This window comes from Pseudomonas sp. SWRI111, assembly GCF_014268555.1.
Lineage (GTDB): Bacteria > Pseudomonadota > Gammaproteobacteria > Pseudomonadales > Pseudomonadaceae > Aquipseudomonas > Aquipseudomonas hamedanensis.
In genome coordinates this window covers 89,969-112,594 of the sequence record NZ_JABWQQ010000007.1, presented here as the reverse complement: position 1 = coordinate 112,594, position 22,626 = coordinate 89,969, and the positions used below count along the sequence as shown (strand labels likewise).

Annotated in this window: 17 protein-coding genes and 1 pseudogene; 7 read left to right on the top strand and 11 right to left on the bottom strand. The window is 61.1% G+C overall.

Annotated features, from left to right (window positions below; genetic code table 11):
- Positions 1-23 precede the first annotated feature (23 nt).
- The 10 genes from HU755_RS11075 to cbiE all read right to left on the bottom strand — a co-directional run bounded on the left by HU755_RS11075 (position 24) and on the right by cbiE (position 9,018).
- Positions 24-1,397, bottom strand: coding sequence for a PepSY domain-containing protein (locus tag HU755_RS11075; protein WP_186632436.1), 1,374 nt, complete (start codon positions 1,395-1,397; stop codon positions 24-26).
- Between the two features lie 170 nt (positions 1,398-1,567).
- Positions 1,568-3,688, bottom strand: coding sequence for a TonB-dependent copper receptor (locus tag HU755_RS11070; protein WP_186632434.1), 2,121 nt, complete (start codon positions 3,686-3,688; stop codon positions 1,568-1,570).
- An 84-nt stretch (positions 3,689-3,772) separates the two neighbouring features.
- Complete coding sequence (locus tag HU755_RS11065; RefSeq protein WP_186632431.1) at positions 3,773-4,219, bottom strand: DUF2946 domain-containing protein; 447 nt, start codon at positions 4,217-4,219, stop codon at positions 3,773-3,775.
- A gap of 21 nt (positions 4,220-4,240) precedes the next feature.
- Entirely contained in the window at positions 4,241-4,720 is a 480-nt protein-coding gene (locus HU755_RS11060; RefSeq protein ID WP_186632428.1) for a copper chaperone PCu(A)C, read from the bottom strand.
- Positions 4,721-4,767: 47 nt separating this feature from the next.
- Positions 4,768-5,166: a DUF2946 domain-containing protein gene (locus HU755_RS11055; protein WP_186632426.1), complete on the bottom strand. Its 399-nt coding sequence runs from the start codon at positions 5,164-5,166 to the stop codon at positions 4,768-4,770.
- A gap of 108 nt (positions 5,167-5,274) precedes the next feature.
- Entirely contained in the window at positions 5,275-5,598 is a 324-nt protein-coding gene (locus HU755_RS11050; protein ID WP_186547520.1) for a DNA-binding protein, read from the bottom strand.
- Between the two features lie 4 nt (positions 5,599-5,602).
- Positions 5,603-5,938, bottom strand: coding sequence for a type II toxin-antitoxin system RelE/ParE family toxin (locus HU755_RS11045; RefSeq protein WP_186547518.1), 336 nt, complete (start codon positions 5,936-5,938; stop codon positions 5,603-5,605).
- A 56-nt stretch (positions 5,939-5,994) separates the two neighbouring features.
- Positions 5,995-6,720, bottom strand: a complete 726-nt coding sequence (locus HU755_RS11040) for a cobalt-precorrin-6A reductase (protein WP_186632423.1) — start codon at positions 6,718-6,720, stop codon at positions 5,995-5,997.
- The gene (locus HU755_RS11035; RefSeq protein ID WP_186632420.1) at positions 6,717-7,814 is read right to left on the bottom strand and encodes a cobalt-precorrin-5B (C(1))-methyltransferase; all 1,098 of its coding nucleotides are present in this window, start codon (positions 7,812-7,814) and stop codon (positions 6,717-6,719) included. Before HU755_RS11035 ends, HU755_RS11040 begins: the two co-directional genes overlap by 4 nt.
- Positions 7,807-9,018: a precorrin-6y C5,15-methyltransferase (decarboxylating) subunit CbiE gene (gene cbiE / locus HU755_RS11030; RefSeq protein ID WP_186632418.1), complete on the bottom strand. Its 1,212-nt coding sequence runs from the start codon at positions 9,016-9,018 to the stop codon at positions 7,807-7,809. Before cbiE ends, HU755_RS11035 begins: the two co-directional genes overlap by 8 nt.
- A gap of 132 nt (positions 9,019-9,150) precedes the next feature.
- Between cbiE and cobG the strand changes: the two genes are divergently transcribed.
- From cobG to HU755_RS27450, 6 genes and pseudogenes are all read left to right on the top strand, one after another.
- Positions 9,151-10,449, top strand: coding sequence for a precorrin-3B synthase (cobG, locus tag HU755_RS11025; protein WP_276569664.1), 1,299 nt, complete (start codon positions 9,151-9,153; stop codon positions 10,447-10,449).
- Positions 10,442-11,068, top strand: coding sequence for a precorrin-8X methylmutase (locus tag HU755_RS11020; RefSeq protein ID WP_186547507.1), 627 nt, complete (start codon positions 10,442-10,444; stop codon positions 11,066-11,068). Before cobG ends, HU755_RS11020 begins: the two co-directional genes overlap by 8 nt.
- The gene (locus HU755_RS11015) at positions 11,068-11,799 is read left to right on the top strand and encodes a precorrin-2 C(20)-methyltransferase (RefSeq protein ID WP_186632606.1); all 732 of its coding nucleotides are present in this window, start codon (positions 11,068-11,070) and stop codon (positions 11,797-11,799) included. Before HU755_RS11020 ends, HU755_RS11015 begins: the two co-directional genes overlap by 1 nt.
- Complete coding sequence (cobJ, locus tag HU755_RS11010; RefSeq protein WP_186632412.1) at positions 11,799-13,499, top strand: precorrin-3B C(17)-methyltransferase; 1,701 nt, start codon at positions 11,799-11,801, stop codon at positions 13,497-13,499. The genes HU755_RS11015 and cobJ overlap by 1 nt, the downstream gene beginning before the upstream one ends.
- A gap of 304 nt (positions 13,500-13,803) precedes the next feature.
- Positions 13,804-15,276, top strand: a pseudogene (locus HU755_RS27455) (TcdA/TcdB catalytic glycosyltransferase domain-containing protein); the annotation flags it as partial.
- Positions 15,277-15,531: 255 nt separating this feature from the next.
- Positions 15,532-20,919, top strand: a complete 5,388-nt coding sequence (locus HU755_RS27450; RefSeq protein ID WP_346655433.1) for a TcdA/TcdB pore-forming domain-containing protein — start codon at positions 15,532-15,534, stop codon at positions 20,917-20,919.
- A 67-nt stretch (positions 20,920-20,986) separates the two neighbouring features.
- Here the strand turns inward: HU755_RS27450 and HU755_RS11000 are convergent, their stop codons facing one another.
- Positions 20,987-21,583, bottom strand: coding sequence for a MarC family protein (locus HU755_RS11000; protein WP_025111770.1), 597 nt, complete (start codon positions 21,581-21,583; stop codon positions 20,987-20,989).
- Positions 21,584-21,813: 230 nt separating this feature from the next.
- Between HU755_RS11000 and HU755_RS10995 the strand changes: the two genes are divergently transcribed.
- Positions 21,814-22,614: a hypothetical protein gene (locus HU755_RS10995; RefSeq protein ID WP_186632410.1), complete on the top strand. Its 801-nt coding sequence runs from the start codon at positions 21,814-21,816 to the stop codon at positions 22,612-22,614.
- The last annotated feature ends 12 nt before the right edge of the window (positions 22,615-22,626 follow it).

The following is a 22,626-nucleotide window of genomic DNA, read 5'->3' as shown; positions in this document are numbered from 1 at the left end:
AGAAACGGCCCGCTCCACTTATCTCAGCGTGGCATATCAGCCGTGCGCCGGGCGACTCGCGGCAGCACAAACCGATCGAGCAACCACACCACCACCAACGAAGCCCCCACCAACGGAAACACCACGGCCAGTACCAGCATGATCGCCACGCCGGTTTTCCATGTCGGCAGATCATGGCGCAGCGGCGGTACACCGAATCTGCCCTCGGGGCGGCGCTTCCACCAGATCACCACACCGCTGACGGCGCTGAGCAGGATCATCAGGCAAATCAGCAGCACGACGATCTGGTTGAACGTGCCGAACATTTTGCCTTCGTGAAGCATCACGCCGATTTCGGTGGCTCGGGCGACCGTGCCGTAGTGCTCGAAACGCACATCGGCGAGGACCTTGCCGGTGTACTGATCGACATGCAGCGTCGCGTCGTTGCGTGGGTCGTCGGCGAATACGGCGATGGTGAACACACCGGTGGCGGTGGTCGGCAGGGTGATGCTGTAGCCGGGTTCGACCTTGCGTTCGCTGGCGATGTCCTGCACCGCTTGCAGGCTGACGTCGGGGGCGGCGGGACCGGCGTGGGCGTTGCCTTGGGCCATGTGTTCGGCGTGGTCGCCGGACATTGGCATCGGTGTGTTCTCCATTGCCCAGGGCACGGTCTGGCGAGTGGCGCTGTTGAGGCTGCGGGCTTCGATGTCCGAGGTCGGCACGTTCTCCCACATCGCCGCCGGGAACACGTTCCACACCTGCGCGTATTGCTTGCCCCAGAAGCCGGTCCAGGTCATGCCGCTGAGCAGCATCAGCAGCAACAAGGTTGCGCCCCAGAAGCCGGTGACCGCGTGCAGATCGCGCCATAACACACGGCCGCGGCTGTTCAGCCGTGGCCACAGAATGCCGGCGGCCTGACCGCGCGGCCACCACAGGAACAGACCGGACACCACCAGCACCACGCCCCAGCCGGCGGCCATTTCGATCAGGCGATCGCCGACGGTGCCGATCATCAATTCACCGTGAATCGCGCGGGCGATGGCTTGCAGGTTTTGCTTGGCATCCTGCTCGCCGAGGATGTCGCCGTGGTAGGGATCGACGAACACGTTGAGTTCGTGGCCGGCATTCTTCACCACGAATTGCGCGCTGCGCTCGGCGTTCGGCGGGGGCAGGTATTGCGTTACCTGACCTTGTGGATAAGCGTTTTTGACCCGTTGCAGCAAGTCATCGGCCGGCACGGTGTGGTGCCCGCTCGGCACTTCAAGCAGGCTGCTGTACATCAATGAATCGAGCTGCGGCTTGAACAGGTAAATGATCCCGGTCAGCGCCAGCATGACCATGAATGGCGCGACGAACAGACCGGCATAAAAATGCCAACGCCAGGCCAGGTTGTAGAAATTCGGTTGGGGCTTTTGCATCACGTGTGCTCCGCTGGGCTTGGTTCTTTTCGTTGTTCGTTCAGGTTGCAACATCGCATTCCCTGTGGGAGCGGGCTTGCTCGCGAAAGCGGCGGCACATTCAACATTGATGTCGCCTGACACTCCGCCTTCGCGAGCAAGCCCGCTCCCACATGGGGTGGGGTTGACTATCAGAAACTCATATCCACCTTGGTCCAGAGCGTGCGCCCCGGTTCATTGATCGCTTGCGGGTCATTGGCCGGGTAGCCGAATCCGGCGTTGCCCGCCAGGTTCAGGTGTTCGGCGTAAGCCTTGCCGAACAGGTTGTCGACGCCGCTGCTGACCTTCCAGTGCCGGTTGATCCGGTAGGCAGCGTTGAGCGAAAACACGCCGAAACCCGAGCTCTGGGCGTAATCCTTGCCGACCACGTTGCCCTTGTTCTGATCGATGCGGTGTTGCGCGGCCACCACGCGCCACAGCGCCCCGGCGCTCCAGTGGTCTTCGCTGTAGGTCAGGCCGAACCGTGCGTCCAGTGGCGGCATTTGCGGCAGGGCCGTGCCGTCGCTGCTGTTCTTGCCCCAGGCGTAGGCCAGGGTCGCATCGGCCTTCCAGCGTTCGCTGAGTTTGTAAGCCGCACCGAGCTCACCGCCCATGATCCGCGCGTCGATGTTCTCGGCGCGGGACGTGCTCATGCCCATCATTCCCGGGGTGTAATCGAACAGGATGTAGTCGCGCACCACGCCGAGATAGCCCGAGGCCCAGGCCTCGAGTCCGGCGCTTTTGTAGTTCACGCCGAAATCGAGCTGTGTGGTCTTTTCCGGTTTGATCGAATCGAACGCGTTGACCGAACCGGCCGGGCCGGACTTGGGCGAAAACAGCTCCCAGTAATCCGGGAAGCGTTGCGCGTGGCCCAGGCCCGCGTAAAGCGTGGTCGGGCTGTCGGCCAGGTCATGCTCGTAGCGCACGAAGCCGCTTGGCAGGGTATCGGCGCGGGTATCGTCGGCGGTCGGGTTGGCGCGGGCCATCATCCCCGAACCGATGCTCTGCCGATAATCCCTGGCCGAGGCTCGGTCAAGCCGCGCGCCGCTGACCAGGCGATCACGCTCGGCGGCGTACCAGGTCATTTCGCTGAACACGCCGTAGTTGTGGAAATCGGCGTCCTTGCTGTAGGGCAGGTGCTTGTAGGTATCGATGCCCATGGCACTGCGTTGGCGATGCTCGTTGGTCTGCGCATCGAGTCCGGTGATCAGCTCAATGTCTGCCCAGCGCCAGGTCGCCTTGATGCGTGCACCGAGGGTGCGGCGATCGACGTTGGACGCCATGGGCCCCGCCATCATGCCGGTGCCGGACGGCGTGCGCAGGGTGTAGTTGTCCATCACGTGGTCGGCGTAGTTGTAATAGACCTGCGCTTCGAGCTTCTCCAGCACGTCAGTGACATTGGATTTTTCCAAGCGCAGGCCGAGGCTCTCGCGCAGAAACTGCGAACCGTCCATGCCACGCCCGGCGTAGCGCGCCTCGCCGTCACCCTTGCCGGCAGTGAGTTCGATCAGCGTGTCGGCATCCGGCGTCCAGCCGAGGGCGATGTCACCGTTCCACTTGTCGTAGCGCGAGGCGACGATGTCGTTGTTGCCGTCGCGGTAATCGTCGGAATGCGCGGTGTTGCCGATCACCCGCACGTAGCCCAACGGCCCGCCAGCAGCGGCGTCGACGACTTTATCGAAACGCCCATGGGAGCCGGCCAAAATGCTCGCATTTACCCGGGTGCCAAGTTCGCCGAAGCTCTCCGGCTCCCGGTCGAACAGCACCGTGCCGGCCGATGCACCCGGTCCCCAAAGCACGGTTTGCGGGCCTTTGATCACGGTGAGCTGGTCATAGGTTTCCGGGGAGATATAAGAAGTCGGCGCGTCCATCCGGCCCGGGCAGGCACCCAGCATCATGCTGCCGTTGGTGAGGATGTTCAGGCGCGAGCCGAACATGCCGCGCAGCACCGGATCGCCATTGGTGCCGCCATTGCGCACCAGGGCGAAGCCGGGAATGGTTTTCAGATAGTCGCCACCGTCACTGGCCGGCACCGGTTGGCGCGGGTCCTTGGGGTTGGTGACGATGGTCAGCGGCGAACTCGGGGCGATCGCGGTGATCACCGTCGGGCTCAGCTCGTCGCGGTGCGCGGCGTGATCATCGGCCAACGCCAATGGCGCCAGCAGTACGCCGCAAAGAACGGCAGTCGTGTGCCTGAAACGAATCGGCGATTCGCTCGCGGCAAAAAACGCGCGGGCAGAATCCACGCGTGAAACAGCAGTAAACCTGGACATGATAATTTCCATCGAACAGTCGTCAACAACACGGCCGGCAGCCTGGAGCTGTCTTCTCAACCGTGTGCAATCAAAGGTGCGGGTTTACGCGGCGATGGGCGGGGCGCGGGTGCGAGCGCCGGGGAAGAAGGGTTGGCGGGCATGGCCCAGACGCGGCGAGGGCGCGGTGAAGGTATTCAGCGGCGGGAGGTTGAAGGCGATGAAGTCGCCGCCGCCGGTCAGTGCCGGGCAATTGAACAGCAGGCTGCAATAGCCGCACTTTTCCCAGAGCACATGATGCGAGGATTGCGGCGGGCAATGCTCGGCAGCGGGCTTGGCGTCATGGCCGCTGTGGTCCATGCCCGGCATGTCCATCGACATGTCCAGGTTGATTGGCATTGATGTCGAGGCGTGTTGATCCATCGGCATCGACTGAGAAATCAGTGGGCCGATGAAGATCATCAACATGGCGAACAGGGCGATCCAGCTGCCGCGGCTCAGGTGTCGAGCCTGACGGCGTTGCGTGGATGGCCTGATGCGCAGCGCACGCATGGGCGAAGTCAGCCGGTTCGGTTATTGAGCGTGCACGTGGGCCTGGGTGGCTGCTGGTGGCTTCTTCTGCACGGCGACCTCAACGGTGACGTCTCCGGCCTTGTCGAAATGCAAGGTCATCCGGAAACGCTTGCCGTCGCTGAGCAGGCTGCGATCGGTCGGGTTGAGCAGCATGACGTGATAAGCCATCGGCGCAAACGTCACGGTGCCGCCGGCCGGAATTTCTACGTTCAGCACTTGCTGCATCTTCATCAGATCGCCCTGCATGACATGCTCGTGCAGTTGCGCTTCGGGGGCGATGGGTGAATCGACGCCGAGCAGGCGATCGGCGGTTTTGCCGGTGTTGTGAATGATGAAATAGGCGGCGACGGTCGGCGCATTCGGCGGCAGCTCTTGCGACCATGGATGGGCGATTTCCAGCGCACCGACTTTGTATTCATGGGCGTGGGCGAAGCACGCCGGCAGCAACAGCGCAGCGAGGACGATGAGTTTCTTGAACATGGCAGTTCTCCAGAACGATTTGAAACGCGGGTGATTGCGCGAACAAATCAGACCAGAGGGGAAGCACGGGGATTGAGGCTCGGCCATTGCTGGCGCGGTGTCGGGGCTTGCAGCGAGACGGGCGCGACGCTGCGATTGCTCTCGAATCGGGTGAAGTACAACTGCGGCGAATGCCCCGGCAGCGCCACCAGCGGCGCCGAGCCTGAGCAACACCAGCAATGCTGCATGTTCGAATGGCTGTCGTTTGCCGGGGCCTTTTGATCGGTGGCGCCGATGTCGATCGCCACCATCTTCATCCCGCTGCCGGTGCAGAAACTGCTCCAGAGTATTTGCCCGGCCGGTGTACTGGCTGTCTGCGCCATCGCCCCGCTCATTGGCATGGCGAGCATGTTGAACAGCACTGCAAAGCAGGCGATCCAGGCAAATGCTAACCGGCGTCGGTTCATGGGACAGGTCCGTTGGGTGGGCGATCAGGCGCTGCCCATTTAGCCTGATCAGCGCCGATAAGTAAAAAAGCGTCGTGCGGTTTGGTGTCGCAGTGCGCTACGGGTTGCTCAATTCACAGGGACAGCATGAACCTGCATATCTACACCAAGCGTAGTTCGGATTACCGAGAATATTTTGGCGAGATTATCCATGCTCGGATTGCCTTTCGCTGAGAGCATCCGATGCAAGCTTTTACTGGGTCGCTCGGTTTCCCTTGCGAGCTCTTCAAAACCTACGGTGGCGTTAATGAGGTCGCGCAGAATTATCCTGGCCATCTCTGGCTCGCCATTCAAAAATAAAGTCGCGGCTTCATCCAGCAATGCTTGAGCAAATTCAGGATCACGCTGGGCGCGCTCCGCTATTGAATGTTTGTAGCTTCGAGTGAGAACCATCAAATTACCTCCGGTTCTGTTCAGCTTTTTTTCGAGTACGGAATTCGGCTACCAATGCCTTGACCCGTTTGATGTCTTTCTTTTGAGTAGATTTGTCACCTCCGCCGAACAGAATAATCAGGCGTTTTCCTTCTTGTATCAGATAGATTCTGTACCCAGGTCCCCAATTTATTTTGTATTCACCCAGGCCATCAAACCATTTGATATTTGAAGTATTGCCCAATTCCAACCTGACCATCGCATGAGAGACCTTTGCGGCTGCCTGGACACTCAAAGTGGAAATCCACCGCCCAAACGGGCTTGATTCGTCTTCCTGTACATATTCTTCGAGTGTGATCACGGCTGGCCCTGAAGGTAACAAATAGGTTACTTGTCATGCAAGCTGCGGATCTTGCCTCATGAGAGGATCGCCGCCAACGCGGCAAGTGTTTCTTGAAGCGACAGAAACTCCCGATCAACCCCCGGCAACCCCGGCCGCTTCAACACCAGCACCGGCACCCCGCGCTCGCGTGCCACGTCCAGCTTCGGCTCGGTCGCGGTGCTGCCGCTGTTCTTGCTGATCAGCACGTCGATCTGTCGGCGCTCGAACAGTGCTCGCTCGTCCTCCAGCAGAAACGGCCCGCGTGCGCCGATGACTTCGCAACGTGCGTTGCCGGGGTAGACGTCGAGGGCACGCAGGGTCCAGAACTGGTGGGCGGGGATTTCATCGAGGTGTTGCAGCGGTTCGCGGCCGAGGGTGAACAGCGGTCGCTGGAACGGTGCGAGGGCGGCGATCAGTTCGGCCCAGTCGGCCACCTCGCGCCAGTCATCGCCCGCTTGCGGTTGCCACGCCGGGCGGCGCAAGGCCCAGCAGGGGATACCGGTGAGTTGCGCCGCGCGGGCGGCGTTGGCGCTGATTTGTGCGGCGTAGGGATGGGTGGCGTCGAGCAGCAGGTCGATGCCTTCTTCACCTATGAACTGCGCCAGACCTTCGGTGCCGCCATAGCCGCCGACCCGAACCTGACAGACCAGATCGGTTGGCACGCGGCCAACACCGGCGAGGCTGTAAATGTGCTCCGGGCCGAGTGTGCGAGCAATCGCCAGCGCTTCAGTGACACCGCCCAGCAGCAAAATGCGCTTCATGCAAAACCTCCGGCATGGCCGACAATCCCGCCCTGGCGATCGATTGCAAACACCTCGACCTGCACCTGCGCCGGCACCACGCTGCGGGCGAAATTCAAGGCGTGGCGACACACCTCATCACCCAAAGCGACCCCCGCCGCACTGGCCATGGCCAAGGCTTGCTGACTGGTATTGGCCTCACGAATGCGCTGTTGCAACGCTGCGTCCGCGCCAATCGCCGCCGCCCACTGCGCCAGTTGCGGCAAGTCGATGCTCGAATGCCGCGAGTGCAAATCCATATGGCCGGCCGCCAGTTTGCTGATTTTGCCGAAGCCGCCGCACAGGCTGAGTTTATCCACAGGCACCTTGCGCAAATGCTTGAGCACCGCGCCGACGAAGTCGCCCATTTCGATCAAAGCGATTTCCGGCAGGTTGTAGACCCGGCGCATGGTGTCTTCGCTGGCGTTGCCGGTGCAGGCGGCGATGTGCAGGTAACCGTTGGTTTTCGCTACGTCGATGCCCTGATGGATCGAGGCGATGTAGGCCGCGCAGGAAAAAGGCCGGACGATGCCACTGGTACCGAGGATCGACAAGCCGCCAAGAATGCCCAGCCTTGGGTTCATGGTTTTCAGCGCCAGTGCCTCGCCGCCCTCGACGTTGACCGTGACATCGAAGCCCCCGCCGTAGCCGGTTTCAGCAGCCAGCAAGGCCAGATGGTCGCCGATCATTTTGCGCGGCACCGGGTTGATCGCCGGTTCGCCGACGCCCAGCACCAGACCCGGTCGGGTCACTGTGCCGACACCGACGCCAGCGTTGAAGCGAATCCCCGGCTCGGCGCTCAGCCGCACCTGCGAATAGAGCAGGGCGCCGTGGGTGACGTCGGGGTCATCGCCGGCATCCTTGATCGTGCCGGCCTCGGCGCCGTCCTCGCTCAGGCGACAGAACTCCAGGCGCATTTGCACCTGCTTGCCCTTGGGCAGCGTGATGTGCACTGCATCAGCGCCTTCGCCGGTGAGCAACAGGCGCGCGGCGGCAAGGCTGGTGGCCGTGGCGCAGCTGCCGGTGGTCAGGCCACTGCGCAGGGGCGCGGGTTGTTCGGCGGTTTCGTCACGCATCGAGAGGTTTGACCAGATCGAGCAGGGTGATCGGCAATGCCTGGCGCCAAGTGTCGAACTCGCCAAGCGGCTGCGCCTGGGCGACATGAACGCGGGTCAGTTCGCCGCCGTATTGATCGCGCCAGTGCATCAGGGCCATTTCGCTTTGCAGGGTCACTGCGTTGGCGACCAGACGGCCGCCGGGCTTGAGTTGTTCCCAGCAAGTCTCGAACACGCCTTCGCGGGTCACGCCACCGCCGATGAAAATGGCGTCCGGCCGCTCCAGTCCGGCCAGCGCTTGCGGGGCTTTGCCGCGAACCAGTTGCAGGCCGGGTACACCCAGCGCATCGCGGTTGTGTTCGATCAATCGCTGACGGCCCTCGTCGGCCTCGATAGCCAGTGCCCGGCAGGCAGGCTGGGCGCGCATCCATTCGATACCGATCGAGCCACAGCCGGCGCCGACGTCCCAGAGCAGTTCGCCGGGGACTGGCGCCAGACGGGCGAGGGTGATGGCGCGCACGTCACGCTTGGTCAGTTGGCCGTCGTGCCGGAAGGCTGAGTCGGGCAGGCCGGCGAGGCGCGACAATTGCGGGGCACAGGTATCGGCCAGGCACTCGATCGCAATCACATTGAGGTCGGCAATCGGCATGTCCGTCCACTGGTTGGCTGTGGCATCGAAGCGTCGCTCGGCATCGCCGCCCAGATGCTCCAGAACGCTCATGCGACTGGCACCGAAGCCGCGCTCACGCAACAACTGCGCAACGGCTGCCGGGGTGTTGCCGTCATTGCTCAGCAGCAACAGACGCACGCCGCTGAACAGTTGCGCATTGAGCGCCGCCAGCGGACGCGCCACCAGCGATACAATCGTCACCTCCTGCAATGGCCAGCCAAGCCGCGCCGCGGCCAGCGAGCAGGACGAGGGGGCGGGCAGAATCAGCATCTCATCACTCGGTACCTGACGCGCCAGGCTGGCGCCGACGCCGTAGAACATCGGGTCACCGCTGGCCAGCACGCAGACCGGCGCGCCGCGCGATTCCAGCAACGGCGCGAGGGAAAACGGGCTCGGCCACAACTGCCGTTCGCCACGGATGCACAGCGGCAGCAAATCCAGCTGGCGCTGGCCGCCGACGATCCGCGAGGCGCCCAGCAGGGCGCGCCGGGCGTTTTTGCCCAGGCCCTTGAAGCCGTCTTCACCGATTCCCACGATCGTCAGCCAGGGTGACATTTATATTCCTCTAAACATGCCGTTCCGACGGGCAGACTTTTCATGCCGCCGGACAAAGCAGGCATAATACCGCGCCTTCGTCCGCGAAGCGCCTTCGCCACACAACCGGTCAGCCCCTTGAACGAACGCCCGATGTCCACCGCCTTACGCCCCTCGGCCTGCCCGGGGTTGCTGCGTATCGTCCAGGCACTGGACGGCGGCATCTGCCGGATCAAGCTCGATGGCGGTTCGATCAGCGCCGCTCAAGCCGAGGCCGTGGCTGCGGCCGCCGAGCAGTTTGCGGGCGGGGCGATCGAAGCGACCAATCGCGGCAATCTGCAGATTCGCGGGATCGGTGAGCAATCGGCGGCACTGATCGCCAGTTTGCTCGCCGCGGGCCTAGGGCCAAAAAACGCTGCCGGCGACGATGTGCGCAATCTGATGCTCAGCCCCACGGCCGGGGTCGACCGGCAGATGCGTATCGACACGCGCCCGCTCGCGGAGCAAATCCTCGACACCTTGCAAAGCCATCCGCGCTTCCATGAGCTGAGCGCCAAGTTCGCCGTGCAACTGGACGGCGGCGAAGCGCTGGCGATGCTCGAACATCCCCATGACCTGTGGCTGTCGGCGTTCGAGCGTGAGGGCGAAGTCCTGTGGGCGTTTGGTCTGGCCGGTTGCCCGACGGATCGCGCGCTGGGCGCGGTGGCGCTGGATAACGGCCATGCGCTGGTGGTCGCCGTGCTCGAAGGGTTCCTCGACATGGCCCGGCCAGAGCAGACGCGCATGCGCCATCTGCTCGACGTATTACCAAGGCTCGCCTTCCTTGACCAGTTGCGCGAGCGTGTGCCAGTCAAAGCGATCAGCAACTGGCAACGCACGACTCAGGCAGAGCCGCTGCACATCGGTGCGCATGAGCAGCATACGGCGGGTCGGTGCTATGTCGGCGCGGTACCGCCACTGGGCCGACTCGATCCGGCGATGCTGCGCGGCGTGGCGCAACTGGCTCGTCAGTTCGGCGACGGCAGCCTGCGTTTCACACCGTGGCAAAGCCTGCTGGTGCCAAACGTGCAGACGACCGATACCGACAAGGTGCTGGATCAATTGCAGGCGCTGGGTCTGTTGATTGATTCAGCCGAACCGCTGGCACGCGTGATTGCCTGCACCGGCGCCGATGGCTGTGGCAAAGGCCTGGCCAACACCAAACAGGATGCTCGCCAACTGGCGTCTCGGCTACCGGCGGGGCTCAGCGTGCATCTCTCGGGCTGCTCACGCTCCTGCGCCGCGGCCCACTGCGCGCCGGCGACGTTGCTGGCGGTGACCCCCGGTCATTACGACCTCTATTTTCGCAATGCAGACGCGCCCGGTTTCGGCGCGTTGCACGCACGCAATCTTACTATTGAAGCGGCCGCGGCTTTGCTCGACGCCCGCTCCCGGAGCCCCCTTGATGCTTGATTACATCCGCGACGGTCAGGAGATCTATCGCAACTCCTTCGCGATCATTCGCCGCGAGGCCAATCTGGCGCGCATCCCTGCCGATCTGGAAAAACTCGCGGTGCGAGTGATCCACGCCTGCGGCATGGTCGAGGCCGTCGACGGTCTGCAATTCTCCGAGGGCGCGGGCCAGGCCGGGCGCGCTGCGTTGGCCGCCGGTGCGCCGATTCTGTGTGATGCGCGGATGGTTTCCGAAGGCGTGACCCGTACGCGACTGCCGGCCAATAATCAGGTGATCTGCACCTTGCGCGACGACAGCGTGCCAGAGCTCGCTCGCGAACTGGGCAACACCCGTTCGGCTGCCGCGCTGGAGCTGTGGCGCCCGCATCTTGAAGGTAGCGTGGTGGTGATCGGCAATGCGCCGACCGCGCTGTTCTATTTGCTGGAAATGCTCGACGCCGGCGCACCGAAACCGGCGCTGATTCTCGGTTTTCCGGTGGGTTTTGTCGGTGCCGCCGAGTCGAAAGCGGCACTGGCTGCCGACAGCCGTGGCGTGCCGTTCGTGATCATGCAGGGGCGTCTGGGCGGTAGCGCCATGGCCGCCGCCGCCGTCAATGCCCTCGCCACGGAGATCGAATGATGCAGGCAAAAGGACGTTTGATTGGCCTGGGTGTCGGTCCCGGTGATCCGGAACTGATTACGGTCAAAGCCTTGCGCCTGCTGCGCGAATCGCCGGTGGTGGCGTACTTCGTTGCCAAGGGCAAAAAGGGCAACGCCTTCGGCATCATCGAAGCGCACCTGCAGGATGCGCAGAACCTGCTGCCGCTGGTGTACCCGGTGACCACCGAAGCGCTGCCGGCGCCGCTGTCTTACGAACAAGTGATCAGCGATTTCTACGACGAAGCGGCCGAGGCCGTGGCTGCGCATCTGGACGCTGGCCGCGATGTGGCGGTGATTTGCGAAGGCGATCCGTTTTTCTACGGTTCCTATATGTATCTGCACGACCGCCTCGCCACGCGTTACGAAGCGCAAGTGGTGCCCGGCGTATGCTCGATGCTCGGTGGTGCCTCGGTGCTCGGCGCGCCGTTGGTGTATCGCAATCAGAGCCTGTCGGTGCTGTCCGGTGTGCTGCCCCACGAAGACCTGAAACGTCGTCTGGCCGATGCCGATGCTGCCGTGATCATGAAGCTGGGGCGCAATTTCCCCAAAGTACGTCAGGTGCTTGAAGAACTGGGTCTGGCCGAACGTGCGTTGTACGTCGAGCGCGCGACCATGGCCAACCAGAAAATCGTGCCGCTGGATCAAGTCGAGCCGATGTCGTCGCCGTACTTCTCGCTGATCATCGTCCCGGGCGAACGGTGGCAAGGTTGATGAGCCAATCGACTCCCGCCATCGTCATTCTCGGCCAGGGCAGTCTCGCCACGGCCCGACGCATCCAGCAGGTCTATCCGGCGGCGCAGATCCACGGCCTCGCCGGCCGGGTCGACGGCGCCGATTGCTCGTATCAGGAATTCGGCGCGACCCTGCGCACGTTGTATCAGCAGGACACGCCGATCATTGCCCTGTGTGCGGCGGGCATCGTCATCCGCACGCTGGCGCCGCTGCTGCTGGAGAAGGGCGCCGAACCCGCAGTGCTGGCGATAGCCGAAGACGGCAGCGCGGTGGTGCCGTTGCTCGGCGGACTGGGCGGGGTCAACGTCATGGCGCGTGATATCGCGGCCGCGCTGCAAGTCGCGCCGGCGATCACCACCAGCGGTGAGTTGCGCTTCGGCACCTGCCTGCTCAATCCGCCGAGCGGTTATGCGCTGGCGGATCTGGAGTCGGGCAAGCGCTTTGTCTCGGACCTGCTGGCCGGACACAGCGTGCGCATCGAGGGCGCGGCGCCGTGGCTGGATCAGGCGCAGTTGCCGCAGGATCCACAGGCGCAGCGCTCGATCCATGTCAGCAGCGCCGAACGTGAGGCGAGTGCCAACGAACTGCTGATCTACCCGCGCAGTGTCGCGGTGGCGGTGAGTGCTGAAGTGGCGAACCTGCCGAACGCCGTTCGCACTGCGTTGCAGCAGGCAAATGTCGCCGTGCCGGCACTGGCCTGCCTGGTGGCGGCCGATACCGACATGGCTTCGGCGAACGTGCACCAGGCTGCGCTTGAACTGGGCGTGCCGCTGCGCTTCGTCCCGGCGCAAAGCGATCTTCAGGCTTTAGCGCGTGTCGCAGTGCCTGAAGCGAACGTGATTGGCGTTGAAAGTTTCGCGGTGGCGATTGCCGAGCAACCGCTGGACGTGTCGCGAATCGGCCGTCCACGCGGTCGTCTCGCGGTGATTGGCCTGGGCCCCGGCGCCGCCGAGCTGATGGTGCCGGCGGTGAAGGCCGAACTGGCCCGCGCCACCGACGTGCTCGGTTATGAAACCTATGTGCGCATGGCCGGCCCGTTCCGCGACGATCAGGTGCAGCACTGCACCGACAACCGCGAAGAAATGCAGCGCGCCCGCCACGCCTTCAGGCTGGCTGCCGAAGGGCGCTCGGTGATCGTGGTGTCGTCCGGTGACCCGGGCGTGTTCGCCATGGCCGCAGCGGTGCTCGAAGCGCTGCACGAGTCGGACGATCCCGCCTGGCACCGTGTCGATCTGGAGATTTTGCCGGGTGTGTCCGCGTCGCTCGCGACCGCCGCACAGGCCGGCGCGCCACTGGGCCACGACTTCTGTGTGATGTCGCTGTCGGACAACCTCAAACCGTGGTCGATCATCGAGAAACGCCTGGACCTGGCCGCCGAAGCGGATCTGGCCCTCGCGTTCTACAACCCGATCTCCCGTGCCCGTCCGTGGCAATTGGGTCGCGCGCTGGAGATCGTCGCGCAGCACCGCCGGCCGGAAACACCGGTGGTGTTGGGACGCGACATTGGACGCCCGGGCCAGACCTTGCGCACCACCACGTTGGGCGCATTGACTGCCGATCAGGTGGACATGCGCACCATGGTGCTGATTGGCTCGTCGACGACGTGCACGTTCGCTCGCGCAACGGGCGGGGAGTGGGTTTACACGCCGCGCTGGTATGGACAGAAGCCTGTTTCCTGATAGCACGTCTGTCGACTGTCGAGGAAAGCTGTAAGCAGGTTCGATTGGCTGCAAGCCTGGTTGCAACTTCCTGCGTTTCTTAAGTTTATATAAAAGGCCGTAAGTCCAAGACTTACGGCCTCGTTATTTAGTGCCTGCGTTAAAGCGGGTCTACTTATTGTTACTGGTGTATTCGGTGCAGCAGTTGGTATGTGGCTAATTGTTTTCTTTGAAACACCCTGAATGTCTTGAAGTTTGAGCGTTCTGTTGTTGAGCGATAGCGTGTCGTTCGAACGAAAGCTTATAACTAAGGAAGGACGGCATCATGGCGATAAAAGAACGCGAGTCCATCGGTCGCGAATTTGTTTCTCCAGCGGAGTATTCGCAGATAACCCAGGTACTAGAGGAATTTGCCGGCGTACCGGAGTACGCGCGGCTTGACCAGTACTTTCGAACCGCCGGGCAGAGCGCCGACCTGACGGAAAAACTACAACTGGCAAGTTTGTTTCAGGAACAACTGGCTTCGTTACTCAAGCGCAAGACTACGCCCGTCCCGGTTGCCATTGATCAGATCGCCATCGGCTTGCAGCAATACATTTCACGTTTATCGGCGGCGCTATCAATGTTGTCGGGAGATGCCAGGCCGGTGCCGAAGATCATGCACTTTGTCTGGGTCGGTGGCAGCGAAGTGGGCGCCATCCAGCGCGATTACATGAATATCTGGCGCCAGGTACTTGAGCCTCAGGGCTATCACTTCAACTTGTGGTACGACAGCGATGCCTTGCTGGCTTTTGAAATGAACCGGGTCATTCTCGACAGCGCCAGGGTGCATGCGATGGAGTCGGGTGGCGATCAGGTAACCCGGCCGGGCCAGTTGGCGACGTTGATCGAAGACCGGGCACGAGTACTGAAACAGCAAATGTTTGAGTATCTGAATCAGCCCCGATGGCACGCCCGCGCCGATGAGGCGCGTATTGACCTGCTGGTTCGCGCGTATGGCAAGGACCGTACGATGCTGGAAGCGTTTCGCCAGAAGTGCTTGGACAGCCACCAGAATATGGTCGGGCCGGATCTACGATTACGCGACGTTCGGCATGAATTCCGCGGTCACTTTTTAGCCGATGTCTATCAACGGGAAGTGGCCATGCGCGGCAACTTCGCCGCGGCGAGCGATGTTGTGCGATTGCAGGCCGTGCACCTGGAGGGCGGCCGTTACAGCGATGTGGATTATCTGCCGCCACTGCTCGATAAGTAGGGGGCTGTGGATATCAGTGATTACAGTCAGACTCAGAAAATCGGCGTTCTGCAACTACTGCTCAACCACAACGACACTTTGATGCCGGGGCGGGATCAGCAGCGTTATCCAGACAGAACGGACAGTATCCCGGCGGAGCACAAAGACGCCTTACTGGACTTTGCCCGCAGCAAGCCCGATACCCGTGCACTGTTCCTGCCGCCGCAGGATATCGCCGCCCCCGACCATGGTTTTCGTATGGGGCGACAGCATGGCGATGAAATGAACGCGCACTTTCTGGCTCAGCCTGACAGTGGCATGACGCTGTCGATCATGGAGAGGATTCGATTCAACTACGACATTCTTTATGCAGTGGAAAAGCGCTTGGCGGCGTCAGGTTTCGCCTGGGGCGATTATGACCAGTTGGTCCATGTGGTGCAAAACGTCAACAATGAACTCAGGGCGAACGCACGTCTTACCGGTTGGGATGACCTCTACGTTACAAGACTGCTCGAGGCTGTCCTCGGTTATTACCAGGATGGCATCCGAAACGAGGCTAGGGGCACCATCACATTGACTGGGCCGGGTGCGGCACTGGCCGGGCTGAAGGAGTACATCGACGCGCAGTTTCTACCTGCTGCCGAGAACACGGTCTTGTCGCATTTGAAGTTGCGCGAGGGCTATAACTTCGATACAGAGGAGGAAGCCATTTCCGGCTGGACGGTCAAAGGCTCGGACAAGGACTGGCTGGACAAGGAGCATGCCAAGTGGCGCGAAGGCCGGCTCAAATCCCGTTATATCGGCAATTTATCGACGTTGATGATTGAGAGAAGCCTCACCTTTAAACAAGGCTGGCCCGTCATCGAAGGCAAACCGGTGCTGCTGACAACGGTGCTGCAGCAACTGACGGATCAGTTGGGTGAGCCGTTTATTCGCGCCATGGCCGAGAAGTTGAGTGGCGATGTCCGCTTTGATAAAGCCTTTTCCATCGGCTTTGATGTCCGCGAGCAAATCCTCGCGCAACCGCAAGGCGAGCTGCCGGTTTCTCATGGTGCCGAGACCGCGAGCAATGTCAACGAACTGCTGACTCAGTTGGCCAACGGCAAACTGACCCCGGAACACCTCAGCCCTCGTCAGCGCGTCATGCTCGGCGCAATATTCGCGGCCGACAGCCTGGATGCCGCAGGTTTTGCCAGCGCCTGGCAAGCGGCCGTGAACCTCGCCCGGCGCACCGAAACCGGCGGCTTGTTCGCCCGCTACAACGCCATCGAAAACCTCCTCCGTCAGGGCAAATCACCGATGTTCGAGGCCGGGCTTGCCCGAGGTCTGGCGTCCGCTACGCAAACGGCGCGGGAGCTGAAGGTGCGGGCCTTGAATGAACCGCTCACCGTGCAGCAGTGGGGGGAGCGCATCGGGCAGATCAACCGCACCGCGCAACGCGAATACCACCGGCAAATTTTCAAGCGCGGCGGGCAGGTGCGTGAAGCCCTGTTCAAGGCCGGTGCCGTTTCCGCGCGGCAGGTGCCCCAGGGCCTGTTGATGATGACCCCTGACGATCCGGGCCGGCGTTGTTATCCGCTGGCCTTGCTGATGGCCGCGGCACTGACCGCCGGTGATTCCGCCGAACGCGCAGTGATCGGCCGGGTGGCGAATGCCAGCCTGATGCCTGACGACGCCGATGCGCGCGCGTTGCTGCTGGCGCTGGATGAGCTGCAGACCACCGCGTTCGATGACATCGGCCAACACCGCGGCACCCTGGATTTGCACAGCGTCACGCAGACGCTGGAAGGCAAGGCGGCGCCGGCCGTTCTGCTGCTCGACACCGGCAATCACGCGCTGCTGGTGGCTAAAGTCATACTGGCAGACGCCACGGTATATCGCGTGTACGACCCTAATTTTGCGCTCTACGGATTTTCCTCGGTCGAGCAACTGCAACAAGGCATGCAGGCCAGCCTCGGCGCCAATCAGAACGAAATCGCCAGGCTCTACGGACTGGCCGATGCGAGCAATCCGTCATTTAATGTGATCGAGCTGAACACCACGGCGATTGCCGAAAAAGTCTTGTCGTCGAACCTGCGGGTTGACCGGTTCCTGCAGAGCACTCCTGCCACCGACCTGCAAACCACGACCGTGTGGGAGAAGCAGGCTGTCGCACGGACGCGCTCGCTTGACGATAACTCGCGGATGGGCCAGAGCCTGGCGCAACTGGATGCGCGCTACTGGGCCGGCGAGTTCGATCAGGCCACCCGGCAATTGCGCAGCGAACACGCCGTCGGGCGGGAATATCTGCCTCTGCTTGAGACCGTCAAGGTTGCAGATGATGGCGGCTACAGCGTGACGCTGGTCGACTCGCGCAACCCGCTCAATACCCTTGAGGTCGTGACCCGGGACGCGCGTTTCAGCCGTATCAAAAAACACCTCGGTCAACTGATCAACGCCGTGGCGGGTAAGCCAGGGGCCGCGGGAGAGGCCGACGGTGGCAGCCGCTTGAGTTTTGCCTTTGCGATCCAGGCGTTGATCACTGAAATGCGTCATCGCGATTATCAGGGCAGTGACGGCCCGCCGGCCCTGGCGGTCGCCCTTCAGGTTCAGGTGTACGTCGGTTATGCGCAACTGGGGTTTGGCGTTGTCAGCGACGTGGTGCAGATCGGCCGGTTGGTGCGTCAGGTGGTGTCCGGGGAGCAAGCGTTGCGCCAGGCTTCTCTGGCCGGGCGGCTGGCAGCGCGTGCCGCTACGAGTATCGGCGTAGCCTTTTCCGTGGCCAATATCGGCTTCGATATCTACAACCTGGCGCTGGCCGAAAATCACGAGCAGCGTTCGCGGTTTTCCACGTCGCTGGCATTCAACGTGGCAGCATTGGGCCTGGATGTGGCCGCACTGGCTGTGGGCGGAGCAGTGGGTGCGGTGGCGGCATCGTTGTCGATACCGCTGCTGGGTATCGGCATTGGTGCGACCGCCATCGCCAGCAATCTTGGGCAGATCATGGACAAGGCTGCCGGCATTGGCATGCTTTTGACTGAAATTTATAACGCTTATCAACTGTCCTATGAGTCCAGCGGATCAGTCCTGCAGTTTCCGCCTCAAGCGGTGATCACCGAGCTCAACCTGCTGGACAGAAGGGTCAAGTTCGATGGGCAGAAGTTTTATCCCTGGAAGGGCGGTCCCCTGGAGTTGCCGCAGTTCGACAGCGATCCGGCTAACCGACACAACTCGATCAATATCCCCCGTGCATTCCAGCGCCCCGCAGTCGGCAGCGTCTGGGGAGTTTTGCCCGAAGCTGTCGTGCTGCCATGTTCGCCAACTTGCTATTACGGCTATGAATATCAGCTGGGCAGTGCCGGGTACGCACCTTTTTCTGTCACCCGCTATCCGCAGTTGCACGACACGCTGGCGCAACAACTGGAATACGACGCCCACGGCAACCGGTTGTTCTATCTGTTCAGCACGCCTTCGTTGCCGCACATACTTTACAAACTGTACCCGGTCTATATGCCCACGACCGTCAAGGTGCAATTGGCCGAGCCAGTACGCCAGTTGGTGGTTCCGGATTTGCCGCCGGAGTGGAAGGCAAAGATTTCTTACGAGGTGATTGCGCCGCAAGGGCAATACCATATCCGCCTCACGCCAGGCCTGGTGGCCGTAAACTTTGACCAGGCACACGGCTGGGAACAGGTCACCTGGACGGTGCAGGCGCTCTGGGTGCGGGTGGAGCAAATCCGTTTCGTTGAAAAGCCAGAGATAAGCAACGAGAGCACGCCGAGACTCCGCGTTGATGGTATCGCGCTGAACAGATTCGATGGTTTTATCGAACTGGCCGAAGGGCTGTTCCGGATCGACTGGCTGAGCCGCAGCCTGCACCTTGTCGCCATCACGCTCGACTATGCAAAAGACTCGGAAAAAGCGTCGGCTCAGGTCGGTTCTGCGGGCCAGACGCCCAGCGCAATCCCGCCGTCCGTTCTGCTCTACCTGCGCGATCAGGTGAAAAACAAGCGACCGATCCCGGCTTATGTGCCGTTGCTCAAATTTCGGGTGCCGTTCAATTCAGCGAGTCAGCCGGTCTTCACCACGGCTTATTACGACACGGCAAGGGATCGGCTGCTGTATGCGCGCAATCTGCCCAAGGACGTCAACGAGGGCTTGATGTTGGGAGGCGTGAGCCCACGCCATGCATGGTTTTACCATCCGGACCATGCAACCGTCTGGCGGGCCGATGTGCTCACCGGAACTGTCGTGCAGTGCTACCGTTTGAAGAATCCGCAGGAAGGATCAACCATTGTCGAATGCCGGCAGTCTGCCGATGGCACGTTGCATGTCTCGCAAAAGCTTGCAGGGAGCGATCTCTATGGCGTGACCACTGTTGAATACCGGATAACCGAGCAGGCTGTTGAGCTGACCGGCTGCAAAGTGAGGTTCTCGTCAGAGAACTATAGTTTCCAGCCGCAAGCAGCACTTCGATACATTGATGTCCCCTTTGAGGACGCAACGGCGGGCATGACTGCGCAAGTCAGCGAATGGTCCTATGCGCCGTTCATAGTCGTCGAAGGCTATGCAGGATTGCGGTTGTGGGACCGGGCGTGGATCAACAAAAGGACCGGCAAGTATTGTCAGGCCGCGCAAAACCTCGGTTGGCCCGAGGACATGCAGATACTCCTGCCTTCCGACCCGCAAAACAGTGCGGTGCTCTTCTACAGCAAACAAGACCAGACCATCAGTCGCGGTATCGAGCCCCGTGTCGGCTATTTTGAGAACGTGGTCATCGAACGCGATGTGGTCGAGATTACCCAGACCGACAAACACTACATCGCCACCAAGGCTGACGGTCGACTGTACGAGATCGACATTATCGACGTGCCTCCTGCTGCCTCTATACCGGATGCGGTTGCACTTGAATACGGGATACCTCCTCTCACTATCAGGAGCGACGAACAATGGCGCGACCGCAAGGACAACCCCGGGATTCTCAGATTCGCGGGAGTGGGTCAGCATTGGCTTGGGCGCAATCCTGACTGGCTGAGTGCGTTACCTGCGCTGGCCAAAGAATACAAAGCGTCCCCATTCCCGATCATTGGCCTGAGCGGTGTCAGCGGTGATGTTTTCCTGGCCGCGTGGTGCATCGAGGAGAAAGTCGCGCTGGCCGATCTTGGTCACGCCAGGGAATTATCGCTACTCGGTCTGACGCCTGACAAAGACGCGGTCTGGTTGCTCGATGTGACAGCGGGGCAGCTTTATCGCCAGCCGCTGGTCACCATCGAAGCGCTGCGCGGGGCTTTTGCGTCGGGTCATCGACTGCTCGATTCCGGGCAATTGGTCAAGGCGCAGAAGGTCTGGCCGCAATGGGTTTTTACTCAAGTGCAACGACAGGGGGAAGCATTGATCGCGCAAACCCGCGACGGCGTGAACCTGCAGTTGCTGGATAACCAGCCTGCCAGGATCATCGGCGTGGAAAACCGTTGGTCGTCGATGTCTGAGCAGACTGAGGAGCAATTGCGCGCACGCTTGAGAACCCTGCTGAGCGGGCATGATCACGCGCCGGTCCTGCAAGTCGAGCGCTTTGCTGACCGCTACGCCTACTACGTTGCGGAGCTTGATCATCTGTTCGTTCTGTCGGGTCGCAGCGACGGGCAGTGGGCGGTTTTCCTCGGCACGCGCGGGGCTGAATCTCCGCTGCTGTTCGATCCGGTCGATCAATTGATTTTCACCGCAGATCCGAAAGAACACGTCTGGCTGCCGGAAAGTTATGCGCATCGCGACGAAGAGGTCATGGCACTAGAGGTGGGCGATGAACTCACAGAGGTTTCGGCATTGCTGCCCGAAGGCATCGACACGCTGCTGCTGACCTACGGTGCGCAAACGGTCGGTTACCGGATTTCGCAAGAGGACTGGCAGCGTCTGGCGTGCATCGTGGTCGATGTGCGGCGTCCCGGCGCGGCGGCAACGACAGAACCGTGCCTGCTGGATCTTGGTTTGGAGGCGTGCGGGCACTGGCTGCTGTCGCGGGTCGAAGCCAATGTGGTTCTCAGCGATCCGGACACCGGGCGCAGTCTGATCGTGCGCAACTTTACTGCGCAGGACTCACTGGAAATGGCCGTCGGCATAGCCGGTGAAAAAGTCATCTTCGCACTGGCTGACGGGCTGAAGGCCTTTGCAACCGTGCGCGGCGATGAATTGATCGCGAGCCTGGCAGCGGTGGTGCAAGCGCTGCGCTGAGGTCTCATGCACTGCTCGACCAAACGCCGCAAACGTTTCCGTTTGCGGCGTTGCGCTGTGCCAGCGCTCAAGGCACCAGATAACCCTTCACTCCAGTAAAGATAATCTGCGCCGCTAAAGCACAGACAAACAACCCCATCAAACGGCTGACAATCTGCAAGCCCTGGTCGCCGAGAATCCGCTCGATACGATTGGACAGATACAGCACAACGCCCACTGTGAAACTTGCCAGCGCAATACTCATGATCGCGGTGAGTTTGTCGTCCCAGTGCGGCTGGCTGACGCCCATCACCAGCAGTGCGCCGATGGTGCCGGGGCCCACCGTCAACGGAATGGTCAGCGGCACAATGGTCACGTCCTGCTGCACATTATCAGCCTGCACCGCCGGTTTGCCCTGGGCCATGCCCAGCGCCGAAATGAACAGCACGCTGCCGGCACCGATGCGAAACGCATCCACGGTGATGCCGAACACATCGAAGATCACTCGCCCGAACAAATACAGCAAAACGCTTGAAACCAGGGTCGCCACCGCAACCTTCCAGGCCAGGCGCCGTTGCTCCTTGCGCGAGTAGCCGCGGGTCAGGCTGATGAAACAGGACAATACGAAGAACGGGCTATAGAGCACCAGCATCTTCAGGTAAACGCTGAACAGCACATGGAGCATGGTTTTGGCTCGCTGCAAGTAGTGAGTGGGTTGGAGTCTATCAGTCGCGCAAGGGCTTGGGGTATCGGCTTTTAAATGAACAGGTCCGCTGCTTTTTAATCTTTGTTAGTTGTGCAGGGGGGGTTGATAATGGGTGTTACATGTTTTTGTTTGTGCAGTGGTGGGTGGCTTGGCTATTGTTGTTTTGCAAGTTCATGAGGGCTTGTTTAAATATAAATAAGGAAATAAAAGTGAATAGTCTAGTGCTGCAACAAAGCTATGTAGCCAATTGCGTTAATGATCTGCAATGCTATGAAATTGACGAAGAGTTTGTTATTCAAAGTCGCAGTTCTTCGCTTGGGCTGAACTCAGGCGACGCTGTAGAGGCCCCGACCAAGGGCTCCATTGTCGGCGAAGGTATCTTGTCCTTCTCGGGAAACATCAGTGGTGAAAACCGATCCGACGCACAAAACGCCTTTCTCTTCGCCAGCCTTGTCGCTAACAAGAAATACCCTCGCGAAGATCAAGGGCGAGAGTGGTACATGCTGTTCCGCGACGTCATGACCAGTGCGGGCTGGACGCCTATCAGCAAATACTACAGCGATCTGCAAATCTCGGGCACCAGTGTCCGGATGGACAAGCTGGTGCTCGAAATCCTCGGCTCGGTCATTGCTGGCGTTGCCCTGCCAGGCCCTTCGACGGCGCTGATGCTGAAGGTGGCGGGAGACGCGATCGCCGCTCTGACGAAACGTGATACCGCATTGACCCTTTATGAGCGCAATGTGCTGAACAATGGCGTAGGCGGTATTTCGGCAGGCGCGTGCACCGAAGTAAACGGCGAAGCCATCATGGCGGTTGGAGCGGTTCGTTTTCTGCGCCGTAACACTTCGACCAAAGTGCTGTTTGTGGATGTAGATGTCCGTGACGTGAAGTTGTACCGCGGCGAAACGGTGTTTGAAAAGAACACCTTGGTCGCTAACGCAGCGCGCGAGACAATCAAGAACAGGCTGGGCCTTAACGTTGTGTCGAAGATCGAAGAATATGACATCTGATTAATTAAAAAA

Bases quoted from the DNA above. Each gene is read 5' to 3' on its own strand.
- HU755_RS11075 (WP_186632436.1), bottom strand. From the start codon at position 1,397: ATGCAAAAGCCCCAACCGAATTTCTACAACCTGGCCTGGCGTTGGCAT.
- HU755_RS11070 (WP_186632434.1), bottom strand. From the start codon at position 3,688: ATGTCCAGGTTTACTGCTGTTTCACGCGTGGATTCTGCCCGCGCGTTT.
- HU755_RS11065 (WP_186632431.1), bottom strand. From the start codon at position 4,219: ATGCGTGCGCTGCGCATCAGGCCATCCACGCAACGCCGTCAGGCTCGA.
- HU755_RS11060 (WP_186632428.1), bottom strand. From the start codon at position 4,720: ATGTTCAAGAAACTCATCGTCCTCGCTGCGCTGTTGCTGCCGGCGTGC.
- HU755_RS11055 (WP_186632426.1), bottom strand. From the start codon at position 5,166: ATGAACCGACGCCGGTTAGCATTTGCCTGGATCGCCTGCTTTGCAGTG.
- HU755_RS11050 (WP_186547520.1), bottom strand. From the start codon at position 5,598: ATGGTTCTCACTCGAAGCTACAAACATTCAATAGCGGAGCGCGCCCAG.
- HU755_RS11040 (WP_186632423.1), bottom strand. From the start codon at position 6,720: ATGAAGCGCATTTTGCTGCTGGGCGGTGTCACTGAAGCGCTGGCGATT.
- HU755_RS11035 (WP_186632420.1), bottom strand. From the start codon at position 7,814: ATGCGTGACGAAACCGCCGAACAACCCGCGCCCCTGCGCAGTGGCCTG.
- cbiE (WP_186632418.1), bottom strand. From the start codon at position 9,018: ATGTCACCCTGGCTGACGATCGTGGGAATCGGTGAAGACGGCTTCAAG.
- cobG (WP_276569664.1), top strand. From the start codon at position 9,151: ATGTCCACCGCCTTACGCCCCTCGGCCTGCCCGGGGTTGCTGCGTATC.
- HU755_RS11020 (WP_186547507.1), top strand. From the start codon at position 10,442: ATGCTTGATTACATCCGCGACGGTCAGGAGATCTATCGCAACTCCTTC.
- HU755_RS11015 (WP_186632606.1), top strand. From the start codon at position 11,068: ATGCAGGCAAAAGGACGTTTGATTGGCCTGGGTGTCGGTCCCGGTGAT.
- cobJ (WP_186632412.1), top strand. From the start codon at position 11,799: ATGAGCCAATCGACTCCCGCCATCGTCATTCTCGGCCAGGGCAGTCTC.
- HU755_RS27450 (WP_346655433.1), top strand. From the start codon at position 15,532: ATGATTGAGAGAAGCCTCACCTTTAAACAAGGCTGGCCCGTCATCGAA.
- HU755_RS11000 (WP_025111770.1), bottom strand. From the start codon at position 21,583: ATGCTCCATGTGCTGTTCAGCGTTTACCTGAAGATGCTGGTGCTCTAT.